Source organism: Paenibacillus contaminans (genome assembly GCF_003285015.1).
Lineage (GTDB): Bacteria > Bacillota > Bacilli > Paenibacillales > NBRC-103111 > Paenibacillus_V > Paenibacillus_V contaminans.
Window position 1 is genome coordinate 1 of sequence record NZ_QMFB01000047.1, and the last position, 14,439, is coordinate 14,439.

The window sequence follows — 14,439 nt, forward strand, 5'->3', positions numbered from 1 at the left end:
CTGCGAATGAGCGAGCATTCGTGAGAAAACCGCTACGAACAGAGGGAGTTGCGTTTGCCTCATTAACTCGCCGAAACACTGTTTTCGGCGAGAGATAGAGTGGCTTGCCTCACTGATAGTTGCGTTATCCTCACTAGTTCGCCGGAACACGGTTATCGGCGAGAAATAGTGAGGCTTGCCTCACTGATAGTTGCGTTATCCTCACTAGTTCGCCGGAACACGGTTTTCGGCGAGAAATAGTGAAGCTTGCCTCACTGATAGTTGCGTTATCCTCACTAGTTCGCCGGAACACGGTTATCGGCGAGAAATAGTGAGGCTTGCCTCACTGATAGCCTTTGCCTTACTAATCTTCTCGGACACAAGTCATCAACGGCAATGCAGTTGCATCTTTTGCTCGGAAGTTTTCGCCGTCCCTTGACCGTGCGGCAAATCCTGCTCTGTCCGTGCCCTTACCCGGCATGCTCCTTGCGGAATTTAACGGGGGTCACCCCGTATTTTTCTTTAAACAGCATGCTGAAGTAAGGGAGATTGTAATAGCCGAGCGAGTTGGCGACGTCGGTAATATTCATTTTTTTGTCGTTGATCAGCAGCTCCCGCGCTTTTTGCAGCTTGTGGCCGGTTACGAAGCTCGAGAAATTGACGCCGGTGCTTTCTTTGAAAATTTTGCTCAGGTAGTTGGCCGTAATATGAAATTGCTCCGCCACGCTGTTCAGCGAAATGTCTTTATCGATGTTGTCTACAATGTACTGCGAAATGTTCGCGACGAACTGCTCGTCGATCGAGCTGACGCGCGCGCTCATCCATTCCGTATAGCGGGCGGCAAGCGAGAGGAACCATTGCCGGCAGTCTTCGAGCGACTCCATTTCCCGAAGCTTGGCGAGCATCGTATGCTTATCCAGCTCGCTGTCCTCGATCCGGCGTTCCTGAACGGCATGACTGAATATGGTTAGCACTTGCATAAGTATGTTTTGCACATACATGTAACTGACTTTTTCCTCCTGCAAAAAGTTGAAAATATACGTCAGCTGATTGGTGAGCTGCGTTTTTTTGCTGGTTTTCAAGTGGGAAAGCAGCTCGTCGAAAACATCCGGCTCCATATATTTCCCGCCATTCTCCTGCTGCCGCACCAGATCCGGCGTGAACAGCCGGCCATATCCGCATATAAAGCCGTACTGCAAGTAATGGTCCGTCTGCTTATACATGTGCTGCAAGCCGGAAATTTGCGGAGTATGTTCGCTTATCGCCATATTGCATTTGAGACCGGCGTGCTCGTTGCACAGCTCGAGAAGAAGATGGGGCTCGCGTAAAATTTTCTCGCTGCTGTCGAAGTTCACGACGGACACGATCCGGTTCTGGCTGACGGAGATGCTCCGGCACGAGCTTTCGCCCGTAAAATAACCGTCGATCGCTTCCATCAAGGTGAAGATGACGAACTCCCGCTGCTTGGGGGAGAGCCCTACGAGCTCCTTCGGTTGTATTTCCGTAGCCATGATCAGGAAGCCGTCATGCTTCCATTCCACACCTGCGACCTTCAGCTTTTCGCGTATCTCCTCTTCCGTGCCCCCGTAATCCCCATTGATTAGCAAGTCGAATAACATTTTGTGCCGGATTACCGGCTGATTGTGCTGAATGGTCCCTTCCATTTCTTCCATCTTGCTGGACAAGCTCGTGATGACTTTGTCGATAAAGGTGATTTCATTCATATTGTCGTAGGACAAATTGAACTTCCCGGCTGCCGTGTTCATCAGTTGGCGGATGGGCTTGTGCACGTTTTTCGTAATGATGCGAAGCCCTGCGAGCGTAAATAAAACGACCGCAATCAAAATGGCTACGGCAAACTGCTTGGCTACCGATAATTGTTTATTTAAGGCCTCGATCGGCGTGACCGAGATGTACTTCCAATTGTGAATCGTCGAAGAAATCCAGGAAACCCCTTGCATGTGACCGTCCAACTGTACGGTTGTAAAACCCTCCTTCCGTTCCGCCATCTCGTTCATAAAAGGAAGATCGTGCGCTGTGCCGTTTAACGCATTTTTATCGCTGTGCGCAAGAATATCGCCGGCCTGATTGATGATGCCGAGATCGTAATCCATCCGGGTATACTGATTGATCGCCTCCAGGAAGCGCTGCTCGTCGATGTTGACGATGACGGCGCCCGTTTTCTCCGCGGCTGACTTGTACAACGGCAGCGAATAGGCGAGGGTGAGGACCGGCCGGTCGCTCCACACCTTGCTGTTCTCGCGCGGGCTGTTCCAATATACGTTGTCGTTCGAGGCCATCACCTTTTGAATCGGATCGACCTTAATATACCGCTGATTGTAATTGTCCGGATCGGAAGCGTTAAAGACGACTCCTTCCCGAGAGGATATGAGCGTATCATCCGATATCCGATAGATGTAGATCGAATCGATAAAGTTGTTATGTTGGGCATAATCCGACACGATGCCATATAAATCGACGATCATAGCCGGATCGAAGGTTGCCGAGCCCGACAAAAACGTATTAATGCTGTTCTCCCTATTAATGGAGACGAACCGTTCGAAGATGAAAGACTGCAAATTTGCGAGCCTCGTATCCGCGGCAATTTGGACTTGGGTCAAAAATCGTTTGTTGGAAATGTTGATTTCCTTGGATAACGTCTTGTTGAAGTAGGAGATCAGGATCAAGGTAATGATTCCGATGACGAAGATCGCAAAAGCGGAATACAAAACGAGCATTTTTCTGTACTGGTTTCGATTGAAAAGGACAGTCCATCTCTGTGTCTTTTTATGCGGCATCCGACATCCCCCTCTAAACGGCTAAACGAAATGACATGCTTATAAAGCTGTCAGCGCTTTCATGGACAGCTTACCTAGATGTTAGCACGTAACCGGGAGAACGACAAACCTAGAATAAAAAAGTAGCGTATATCTCTAATTTTTCGTTGTTTTCGTTTTTTCGAATTCCCCAAAATAACAGCGGATTTCGTAAGTTTTTCGGACTGCACAGCGAATCATTAAGCGGTTACATTAAACCTATCAGCAAATGGATCAACAAAATTCATGCAACAGGAGTAAAGGAGAGAAATACCAGATGACTGCAATGAGCCCGGAAGCGCCGACTTCCGGAAAACCGATTCTTCACAAGGAAATGCACAGGCGCAAAGGAATGCTGAAGGAATATTATACGCATCGTTACTTGCTGCTCATGCTTGTTCCAGGAATTCTTTATTATATCGTTTTCAAATATCTTCCGATGTACGGCATCATCCTAGCGTTCAAGGATTTTCGAATTATGGAAGGCGTATTCGCGAGTCCCTGGATCGGGTTCAAGCATTTTTCCGATATTTTGGATTCGCCCGATTTTTGGTTCGTGTTCCGCAACACCTTGGTGCTCAGCTTCTATAAGCTCATCTTTTCATTCCCGGCTCCGATCATTCTTGCGCTTCTGCTTAATGAGGTAAGGGCTGCTTTCTTCAAAAAGTTTATACAAACGATTACGTATTTGCCCCACTTCCTGTCGTGGATCATATTGTCAGGGATTTTGATGAATGTGCTTTCACCTTCCACGGGCATCGTCAACGTCATTCTGACTTCGCTCGGCTTCGATCCGATTTTCTTCTTCGGCGATGCGGACTGGTTCAGAACGCTGCTTGTCAGCTCCTCCATATGGAAAGAAGTCGGCTGGGGAACGATCATTTACTTGGCGGCGCTAGCGGCAGTCGATCCTCAGCAATATGAAGCTGCCGTATTGGACGGCGCCAACAAGTTTCAGCAGACGATACACGTCACGCTGCCGGCTATTTTACCGATGATCATCATCATGTTTATTTTCGCGATCGGCGGCATTGTGAATGACGATTTCGACCAAATCTTCAATATGTATAACCCCGCCGTGTATTCGGTTTCAGACGTGTTATCCACCTTCGTTTATCGAATGGGGCTGGAGAACATGATGTACAGCTTCTCGACTGCGGCAGGCTTATTCAAAAATATTATCGCGTTTGCATTAGTTATCGGAACAAACTATATCGTGAGAAAATACAGCGAATACGGGCTTTGGTAAGGGGGGAAATGCTATGAAGCTAACATCCGGAGAGAAGGTTTTTCAAGGCTTTAACTATGTGTTCCTGGCTTTGCTCGGGCTTGCTACGATATATCCGCTATGGGAGGTTGTCCGCATTTCCCTCAGCACGCCTGCCGAAGCAAGCCGTATGGCGTTTGCGCTGTGGCCGAAAGAGATTTCATGGGACGCCTACAACCACGTGCTTAACAATTCGTTTATATGGACCGGCTACAAAAACACCATTTATAGAATGGTGCTCGGGACCGCAATCCAAATGGTGCTTACCGTCTTGGTTGCCTATCCGTTGTCGCGCAAAAAGCTGCCGCACCGTTCCGCTTTTACGCTGTTTGTCGTATTTACGATGTTCTTCTCGGGCGGACTGATTCCGGAGTATTTACTCATCCAGCATTACTTGCATCTGGGCAACACGATTTGGGCTTTGGTTTTGCCGCCCGCAATCAATACGTTCTCCATGCTGATCGTGCGCAACTATTTTATGGCCATCCCGCATGAAATCGAAGAGTCCGCCAAAATAGACGGCGCCAGCGATCTTAGAATATTGTCGTATATCATGGTTCCGCTTTCGATACCTATTCTCGTCACCATAGGCTTGTGGTCGCTCGTCGCACACTGGAACGCCTGGTTCGACGCTTTGATTTTTATAAGAAACGGTACGGACTATCCGCTTCAGATGGTTCTTCGCAAGATTATTATCGAAGCGACTCCGATGTTCGACGGTACGGCCGGCAGCGACGTGTCGGTCAATATTGCGGCGGAAACGATCAAAGCGGCATCGATCATCGTCGGTACCCTGCCGATTGTGATGATCTATCCGTTCATTCAGAAATATTTTATCAAAGGCGTTATGATAGGCTCCCTCAAAGGCTAACGCCAAAAGGCCGGTCCGTCGTTTGCGCGATCGGCCGGCCGGCAAAGCACTGCCGCGGCTTATGCCGCTCAATATTTAGATTTACCTCGCAAGAGGTTTATCTCATATAATACAAACTTAAGGAGGGTTTTACATGCAAGAAAAGAAAAAGATCGGCGCCTTGTTGCTATCCGTTTCGGTAGCGATGGCGGCGCTGGCCGGCTGTGCCGGCGGAGACAAAAATACCGGTGCTTCGGGATCGCCATCCCCTTCGTCCAGCGTGAAGCCGGCTGAAAGCGCGAAGCCGGAGGAGCCGGTCAAGCTCACGATCAAGCCGCAGAACGATAAGCAGCAGGATCCGAACTCGGCGGTTACGAAAGAAATCGAGAAATTGTTCAATGTCAAAATCGAGTACGTCTATTTGGATCGCAGCAAGGATGCCGAGCTCCTGAACCTGCGTATTTCCTCCGGCGAGATTCCGGACGTCATGATGCTGAGCCCCGCATTGTTCAGCTCGTACAGCCAACAGGGCATTTTGGCCGAAATTCCGATGGATCTGATCGAGAAGCATGCGCCGACTTGGCTGAAGCAGGTGAAGCAGAACGGCGGCGAGAACATTCTGGAATTTTATAAAGTAAACGGCAAGCTTTACGGTCTTCCGATGATTACGTCGGATGCGTACAACTACGTTCCGATCTGGCGCGACGACTGGCTGAAAAACGTCGGTATCGATAAAATTCCGGCTTCGCTGAAGGAAGCTGAAGAAGCATTCTACAAATTCGTCAATGAAGATCCGGACAAAAACGGCAAGAAGGATACGTATGCGCTTTCGAACTTCGGCATTAAAGCCGTATACGGCGCTTTCGGCTTGCAGCCGAGCATTTGGATGGAGCGCGACGGCGGCGTGAAATACAGCTCCTTGCTTCCTGAAATGAAGGATGCGCTTACGCTTTTGAATAAATGGTACAAAGACGGACTTATCGATCCGGAATTCATAACCGGCGAGAACAAAGGCCAATATTGGGCAAACACGGTATCGATGTGGAACGGTAAAATCGGCTTCAGCGTACCGGGAACTTATTACCACGTCAATCCTAAGCTGAATCCGGACGATCCGAGCGATCTGGGCTCCGGCAACTGGCAGAACTTCAAGAAGCTCCAAGGCGAAAGCGCAACGTATGCGCCGGGTATGCCGCTGGTCGGTCCTACCGGTCTGAGCGGTATCGAAAAATGGGGCGTAACGAGCGGCTCTGCGGTCGGATTGGGCAAAGACGTAGCGAAAGATCCTAAGAAAATGATCAAATGGCTGGAAATGATCGAGAAGCTCAACACGGACGAGGAGTACTACAGACTTGCGCAATTCGGGATCAAGGGCGAAATGTGGGATATCAATCCGGTAACGAGCCTGCCGACGATGAAAGAAGAGTTCAAGGACAAGAAGGGCATTATTGCAGCGGGTCCGAGCGGTACGGCATTCCAAATGTCCAACTTCGACATGGTGCGCAAAAACACGATGAGCCCTCAGCTGCTCGAATTTGCGAAGAAATATGCGATGGTAACGGACAAGTACGAGCAAGTCGTTTGGGCGGCTCTGCCTTCTGACGGCAAGTACAAAGCGAATCTCGACAAGAAGATCGGCGAAACGACCATTCAATTCATTACCGGCCAGAAGAAGCTGGACGAGTGGGACAAGTATGTAGAAGAAATGAATACGAAGTACGGCTTGAACGAGCTGACGCAAGAAGCGAACGACTGGTACACGAAGTATAAGAAGAAATAAAGAACTTCTAGAGGGAACGGGCTTGGATGAGAGACAAGCCCGTATGCCCCTCTATGAACACTTTTAATTGGAGGGTTGAATACTATGCCAATCATAGGAAAATCGCATCTTAAGAAACCGCTGGCTATTATGTTGGCTTTATTGCTCCTATTCTCACTATTCCCGGCTTCACTTTCGAAGGTATCGTCGGCGGCGGAAGGCCCGGTTGTGGGCAATCTGCTTCCCAACAGCGGCTTCGAAGACCTTTATGCCGATACGACGGACGGCAAAGAAAGACCGACGGGCTGGAAGGTTTGGGGCTCGGCCGTTTATGAATCCGTTTACAGCCCGGCCCCGGTACGCAGCGGAACTTACAGCGTGAAGCTAACGGATGCGAGCAGCACCAGCACATACGGAATAACGACGGACAGGGTCGATGTAACCCCCGGCAATCCGTATAAAGCATCCGTTTATACGTTTAACGAATCGGGTACTTCGAATATTTATCTGAAATTTTACGATAGTGCAGGTAAAGATGCAGGCAGCATAAACACGGAGAATAAAACGTCGAAGATTTGGTCGCTCATGGAGGTTGAAATGAAAGCCCCTGCCGGAGCGGTTAAAGCGGAGATTTTGTTGGTGCAGGGTAAAGCGAACGTTGGCGTCGCTTATTTTGACGATGCTTTTCTGGGCGTATCCGTTCCTGCGGATCCGAACTTGAATTTTGAATTGGTAACGGACGGTAAACCTACGAGGTGGGTACCATGGGGAAATCCGGATAACGCTCGTTCAGTGACCGATCGGGTATATGAGGGGCAATACAGCCTTAAGGTAAGCAATCCCGTATACGGTACAAGCAGCGGGATGACCAGCCCGGCTTTGCCGGTTGAGCCCGGCAAGGAATATCGTTCCTCGGTTATGGCTTTTAGCGAGCCGGGAAGCTTTTCGGAAATGTACGTGCAGTTTTATGACAAAGCGGGGACGAGAATCGAACCCGACGTACGGATCGGCGGGACGTATAAGACAGGAAGCTGGGAGCAGATCGTCATCGATGCCATAGCTCCTGCAAATGCCGTAACGGCCAAGCTGTTGATGTATATGAACACAAGCAATGTCGGCTCGGTACATTTCGATAAAGTCGAGTTCGGATTAAAGCAAAATGAAACGGTACGCGAGTTTCCTGTACTTGTAACGGACCATCCGCGGCTGTACTTCACGAAAAACGATATGGCGGATATGCGTGCGCGTGCAGCTGACGATACGACGAAATATTTCGGCACAACCGGCTATCAGATATGGACTCAGCTTGAAAAAGCGGCGCAATCCTACATGAATGAAACGAGCTTCACTCTTCCTTATTACGGCGGACTTAATGTAACCTATGCGCTGCCGCCTGTGCAGCCGGAAGTCAGGCCGGATCCTCCGGGATGGAATTCGAGCGGCCGTTATCCGTACTGGCCGGCAATGAGCGAGGCGATCGAAGTTCGTTTGAATGTTTTGAGCATGGCTTATGCAGTAACGCAAAATCGGGCTTACGGTGAAAAAGCGCTCTCCTATATGCTTTCGGTTGCCAATTGGAATGCATGGACGGATCCGTCGTACGCTTGCGGCAACTCCTGCTTGGACACGGCGCATTTGACGCTGGGCATGACGATGGCGTACGATCTCGTTTACGACTTGATGGCGGACTCAGAAAGAGCAATCATCGAGAATGCGCTCGCAACTAAAGGTCTGGAGCCTTTGTACAAAGACTCCAATAACAAGGTGGACAACAACTTCCAAGCATTGCGCACGTCGGCTCTCGTAATCGGCGGATCCGCTTTGCTCGGCAAGCATCCGAATGCCAACAAGTATTTGGCGAGAGGAACGGATTATTTTGACTGGTACCTGGATGTGCGGATGTCTGGGCATCAGGAAGGTCTTATGTACACCGATTATTCCATGGAGCATATTATCCAGGCTGTCGATGTCGTATCGCGCACAACCGGTTTGGAGGAGTGGATCAACCATCCGTTCCTGAACGACTTCCTCGTTCGCTGGGCGGCTTATTTCCAAGCGCCGGGCGGCGGCGGACTTGCGAATTTCTCCGACTCCAACCAAATGAACTATTTGATGCTGACCATGTCCGTACTCAACAACTGGCTGGATAACGGAGCTGCCGGCTGGTATATGCAAAATGCGGGCGGCAATCCGAACATGCTGACGAGGTTTCTGCAGTTTAACCCATCGGCTAAAATAACCGTTCCGGAGCAGTGGCCGAGTTCGACCGTGCTGGATACGATCGGCTGGGCGGCGTTGCGCTCGGGCTGGAAAGAAGACGACATGCTTCTTGCTTTCATCGCCAACCGTTCGACAATGGGCCATAACCATTACGATCAGAACAGCTTCCAAATAGCGGTGAACGGCACATGGATCGCTTCCGATCCCGGATATGCGGATTTTTCGGCCGGCCCCAAAAATGACTTTACGATGAAGCTGGGTCACAGCACGATTCAGGTAGACGGCAAAGGGCAATCGTCCAAAGGCGGCGGAACGATGACCAAGGGGATGCTTGCGCCTGGCTACGATTATGTGAAAGGATCCGCTGCCGGAGCGTACGGGAATCCGAAGCTGGATAAATTCGACCGGCATATCGTTTACGTCAAACCGGATTACTATGTCATCTTGGACGATTTGAAGGCGGACGTGCCTCGAAGCTTCGACTGGGTTCTGTTCAACGGCGGCGTTACGGAATTTGCCGTAGACGGCAAACAAGGACAATTCAGTACCCCGGCGGCGGGCAACGATCTTTTTATCAATAACGGCAAGGCAACATTAAACGCGAAGTTTTTGAGCCAGACACCGCTGAATATGACAGTAGGCATGTATCCGGGAGCGGAAACGTACGGGAACTATACGAAGGTCGCAAGCCATGAGAAGTCGGATCAGTACCGGTTCTTAACGGTTTTGAAGGCGCAAGCCGCTCCTCCGACGGGTTCGGTTTATATGAAAGATCTTCTTCCGCCTCCAGATACGTCAGGCAAAGAGTATAAAATCGTTTCCGCGCTCGGTCAAAGCTTGGTATTCTACCGCAGCACGGAGCAGGGCGATTACATTACATTCGAATTCGACGTGAAGGAGTCCGGCAACTACAAACTGAACGGGCATTTCTTCAAAAACACGGTTTACGGCAAATGGCAAACGTATATCGACGGGGTAAAAGCCGGCGAAGTGTATGACGGGTACGGAGCGGCAGTCGCTCCCGCCGATCCTTTCCCGCTTGGGGAAATGTACCTCGAAGCCGGAAAACATCGCGTGAAATTCGAATATGCAGGCAAAAACGACAATTCGACATACGCTTATATGGGCGTTAACGCAATTGAGCTGACTTTGGCAGGCAAAGAACAAGAAATCAAGCCTGTCAAAAAGACGATCGACGCTTCTTTGCTGCAAGGTGACGGGGCGACTGGCGCGAAAGTGAATCGCGATGACGCTTCCGGCGTAACGGATCTTGTCCTGTTCAAAACAGGCGAGGCTCCATACACGATCGATGATGTGCAAAGCGATGCTGACCAGGCGGTCGTCAGCTTGAATAACGGACAAACGGCGGTAGGCTATCATATGACGCGCGGCACGCAGCTTCAATATGCCGGGAAGACGCTCGTTCAAGGCGCTTCTATGATGCAGGCTTCTTTGGAGAATGATGGCCGCGTACTTAGCGGCGTCATTGAAGCGTCATCCGCAGGAAGCGTATCCGTTTATACGCCTGGGGCAGTAAAAGTGACGGTAAACGGTCAAGTGCTGGAGAACGGTCAATACGTCTATGATCAATCTCAACGACTGGTGACGCTGAATTTGGCTGCAGGCTCGCATACGATCGAAGTACAGATTGATCATGAGAATCCATTGCAAAGCATCTCGCTGAGCGGTCTGACTTCCCCTGTTGAAGCTGGAACGAAGCAGCAGGCAAAGGTAACCGGCGAGTACGCGATTAGCGGCGCAGCGGATGTAACCACGCAGGCTCAGTTTACGAGCAGTGACGAGAACGTGGCAACCGTATCCGCAAGCGGCCAGGTTGAAGCGAAAGCGGAAGGCAAAGCGGTTATCAAAGCCGTTTTTGGCGGCAAAGAAGCGACGTTCGAGCTTGAAGTAACGAGCTCGGTTGAAGTTATTGACGAATTGCAAAGCATCGCGCTGAGCAGTCTGACCTCTCCTGTCGAAGCTGGAACGAAGCAGCAGGCAAAGGTAACCGCGGAGTATTCGCTGAGCGGTACAGCGGATGTAACCACGCAGGCTCAGTTTACGAGCAGCGACGAGAACGTGGCAACCGTATCCGCAAGCGGCCAGGTTGAAGCGAAAGCGGAAGGCAATACGGTTATTAAAGCGGTATACGGTGGTAAAGAGGCAAAGTTCGAGGTTAAGGTGAGCAAACAAACCGTTACATCGACACCGACACCAACGCCTGTACCGACACCATCGCCATCGCCGGAAGGCGGAAGTAAAGAACAAGGCGGCCAAAAGGAGCCGGGCAAAACGCTCGAGCTTTCCGCCGATAAGCTGAAAGCCGCACAGGACGGGAAGGTGGAAATCGTCGTTCCTGCCGGCGTCGAAGAAATTCTATTGTCCGGCGATGCCGGCAATTTGCTGAACGACAATCGTCTGATCGTTATCTCGGGCGATATGAAAATCGAGTTGTCTGCCGAGCTATTAAGGCTGGCTGTTGAGGGCAAAGGCAAGGATGCAAGATTATCGCTGCAAATCGCCGCCTTATCGGAAAACGAAACGGCGGATAGGCTCGCCAAAGCGGCAAGCCAAGCGCATGCCGTGCTTAATCCTGCCAGCAAGGTAATTACTGTCGGCATGTCGCTAATTGCGGCTGACGGCACCCGCATTCCGGTTGAAAGAGTCAATCCGAGCATTACGTTTAAGGTTCCGGCAGATGCGGACAGACAGCTTTTGGGAGTCTACTTGATCGGAGAGGACGGTCAACTGACCTATGTCGGCGGCAAAATTGACGGAGAGTGGATGATCGCGGAAGCGAGCCATGCCGGCCAATACGTCATGCTTGCATTCGATAAAACCTTTACCGACGTTCCGGCGAGCTTCTGGGCTGCCAGAGTCATTAAAGTGATGGCGGCTCAGCATGTGATTGAGGGAGTTGACGATACAAGCTTTGCTCCGCAGCAAAATGTTACGCGTGCCGAGTTTGCGGCATTGCTCGTTCGTTTGCTGCAATTGAAAGCTGGAGCGACAGCGAGCTTCTCCGATGTGGGCGCTGACGACTGGTATGCGGAAGCGGTCGCAGCAGCAGCGGCTGCCGGCTTGGTGAACGGCGTAGACGAAAATCGCTTTGCGCCGCTCGAATCGGTAACCCGGGAGCAAATGACGGTTATGCTGCTTCGCGCCTATGAAATCCGAACAGGCAAGAAAGCCGCGTCGAACGGCGCTTCCGAGGCGTTTGCCGATGAAGAGACGATCAGCAGCTGGGCGCTGCCGCTCATCGAGATTGCCAGAGAGCTTGGCATCGTGCAAGGCAAACAATCGAATACGTTCGATCCGTTAAACACGGCAAGCCGCGCGGAAAGCGTCCAAGCAATATACAACTTGCTGGAAAGAATGAGGTAGATGTTTCAATTATAAATGGTTGGGCAGCTCGCTGTGGCTGCTCAGCCATTTTCTTTTTGGCTGCTAGCGGTTCTTTTATTAGATGAACAAACTTGTTACTATATAGCAAAGCATGCTTAATTAGTAACAAGTTCCATAAATAGAAGAGAAGACTCGGGAGGGGACGCGGGTGAAGTTTGTTTCGAGGAAGGAGCTATGGCTGTCGATCGTCATTTGGATAAGCATTCTTTTGCTGGTTGGCGCAGGGTTGTCGCCGTTATTCAAGGAAGGAGCGGGCTACATCGGCGGGAGCATTATTTTTGTGCTTTGTACGTCTTTTGCCGGATTTATGGCTTGGCTCTGGTTAGGTACGAATTATGAGCTTGGCGAGAAGGAACTGATCGTCCGTAGCGGACCGATCGCCAAATCGATTCCTTACGACGGGATTGCCAAAGCAAACCGAACCAGCTCTTGGCTTGCGAGCAGCGCGCTTTCCAGCCGCAGAGTCGAAATTTTTTTTAATAAATATGATTTTATTCATCTTTCGCCATTGGATGAAACGACTTTCTTGGCGGAGTTGAAAAAGCGATGCCCGCATGCGCGCATCGAAGAATAATAGAAGCTTCTATCTCCACTCGCAGTGGGGGTGGAGGCTTCTTTATCCCGTTCATGCATGCTCCATGCCGCTGAAGATTTGTATTCTGGAGAAATAGTAAGGAAAAGTTTACTGTTCATAAGGCAAACCTCACGATCTCTCGCCCAAAACCCGTGTTCCGGCGAGTTAATGAGGCAAATGCTACTATCAGTGAGGTAAACGAAAGGAATAGTGAAGTTTGCCTCACGAACGGGCGAGAGCAAGCCTGCTACTGGCGAAATAGTACGGATAGCCTCATAAACAATAAGGTTTTCTACACTAACGAACGGCTCAGGCAAAACTAATAATGGATCTCCTTCCGCCAGGCGCCTTCCAGCGGAAGCGGTGGAAGAGGCGGGAGCTTCAGCTCCTGCGCCGCGATGCGGAGGTACCGGGTGTCGTACCGGATTTCGGTTTTCTCCCCAGGGGGCGCTGCTTGGCCGGCGGCACCGCCGGGGTTGAAATCGTTCAGCCTCTTCAAATCGTTCAAGTACAAAGCGGCATCCCAGCGGATTTTCGAAACGGCCCGGCAGATTACGTTCGAAGGAAAACCGGTTTCCCGGGCCAAAACTTCCGCAGCCCGGTTCGGCTGCTCCCGGATCAGCCGGCCGGCGAGCAAATGAGCCTTCAAGTAGGCGATCGTCAAATCCTCATGGGCCTGCACCCAACGTTCGTCGGCGGCAACGCCGGCCATAAAGCCTAAATCCAATTCCTCGTTGAATATCGATTTCCCGATTTGCTGATGATGGACGAGGCTCAGAAACGGCTCCCACATAATCGAGGCGCTCAGTCTGCCTTGGCGCAAGCTTTCCACGCTATCCTCTATGGAGCGGTGAATGATGTTCAGCTCGGGCAAGTCGTGCGCTTCAAGCATTTTGCGTAACCGGTACTCCGCGTTGGTCCGAAATGTGGTCGCAATCGGCAGCGTGGCAAGCTCGGCTATATGGCGCAGCGTCAAGCCGGCCGGTACGACCAGCCCGAATCCGCTGCCGTTCGCCGACTTCCCTCCGGCGGCCAGCAGGACCGGGCGGAAGTCGGGCAGCAGGCTGCCGATCAATTGGCTGACCGAAAGCGCGTAATCGCCGAAGGTGGCAATATGGATAGTGCCGGCGACAAGCCCTTTAACGAGCTCCATGCCGTCCTTCGCTTTATGCCATATAATTTCGATCCGGTCCTTGGGGCGGATTCGTCTCAGCTCCTTCTCGAGCAAGCCGAACTCCTTAACGATCAGCGGACTCCACATATGCGTCGACACGGTGGTATACCCGATTTTTATCGTCCCTTCGGCTGGCGTGAGGGAGGGGTATCGCACTTGACCGAATTCCTTGTACCAGCGCATGAGTTCATTTTTGTCGAAGTATATTTCTTTACCGATTTTCACGCTTGGCAGCTGTTTGTTTTTGCGCCAGCGGTCGATCGTCGAGCGGCTGACGTCCAGTTGATCCATGACTTCCCGGATGTGCATGTAGTTGAATTGGTCTTTAAGCATACGGCGAAGCCTCCGATTTGTGAAAATATGGGCATTTTCGTCAGTTTTGGTCAATGCTCGTT

7 protein-coding genes are annotated in these 14,439 nt (G+C 50.9%); 5 read left to right on the forward strand and 2 right to left on the reverse strand.

All coding sequences use genetic code 11. The features are described 5' to 3' along the window. Positions 1 to 449 precede the first annotated feature (449 nt). On the reverse strand, positions 450 to 2,777 hold the full coding sequence (locus tag DQG23_RS38795; protein ID WP_113036426.1) for an AraC family transcriptional regulator: 2,328 nt from the start codon (positions 2,775 to 2,777) through the stop codon (positions 450 to 452). 295 nt (positions 2,778 to 3,072) lie between these two features. Between DQG23_RS38795 and DQG23_RS38800 the strand changes: the two genes are divergently transcribed. The 5 genes from DQG23_RS38800 to DQG23_RS38820 all read left to right on the forward strand — a co-directional run bounded on the left by DQG23_RS38800 (position 3,073) and on the right by DQG23_RS38820 (position 12,870). Continuing rightward, positions 3,073 to 4,044, forward strand: a complete 972-nt coding sequence (locus DQG23_RS38800; RefSeq protein ID WP_238178234.1) for an ABC transporter permease — start codon at positions 3,073 to 3,075, stop codon at positions 4,042 to 4,044. A 13-nt stretch (positions 4,045 to 4,057) separates the two neighbouring features. Then, on the forward strand, positions 4,058 to 4,933 hold the full coding sequence (locus DQG23_RS38805; RefSeq protein ID WP_113036427.1) for a carbohydrate ABC transporter permease: 876 nt from the start codon (positions 4,058 to 4,060) through the stop codon (positions 4,931 to 4,933). A gap of 133 nt (positions 4,934 to 5,066) precedes the next feature. Then, positions 5,067 to 6,692, forward strand: coding sequence for an extracellular solute-binding protein (locus DQG23_RS38810; RefSeq protein ID WP_113036428.1), 1,626 nt, complete (start codon positions 5,067 to 5,069; stop codon positions 6,690 to 6,692). A gap of 84 nt (positions 6,693 to 6,776) precedes the next feature. Next, positions 6,777 to 12,275, forward strand: a complete 5,499-nt coding sequence (locus DQG23_RS38815) for an S-layer homology domain-containing protein (RefSeq protein WP_113036429.1) — start codon at positions 6,777 to 6,779, stop codon at positions 12,273 to 12,275. Between the two features lie 169 nt (positions 12,276 to 12,444). Further along, positions 12,445 to 12,870 carry a PH domain-containing protein gene (locus DQG23_RS38820; protein WP_113036430.1) on the forward strand — a complete coding sequence of 142 codons (426 nt, stop codon included), beginning with the start codon at positions 12,445 to 12,447 and terminating at the stop codon, positions 12,868 to 12,870. A 319-nt stretch (positions 12,871 to 13,189) separates the two neighbouring features. Here the strand turns inward: DQG23_RS38820 and DQG23_RS38825 are convergent, their stop codons facing one another. Further along, positions 13,190 to 14,377 carry a helix-turn-helix domain-containing protein gene (locus DQG23_RS38825; RefSeq protein WP_113036431.1) on the reverse strand — a complete coding sequence of 396 codons (1,188 nt, stop codon included), beginning with the start codon at positions 14,375 to 14,377 and terminating at the stop codon, positions 13,190 to 13,192. Between the last annotated feature and the right edge of the window lie 62 nt (positions 14,378 to 14,439).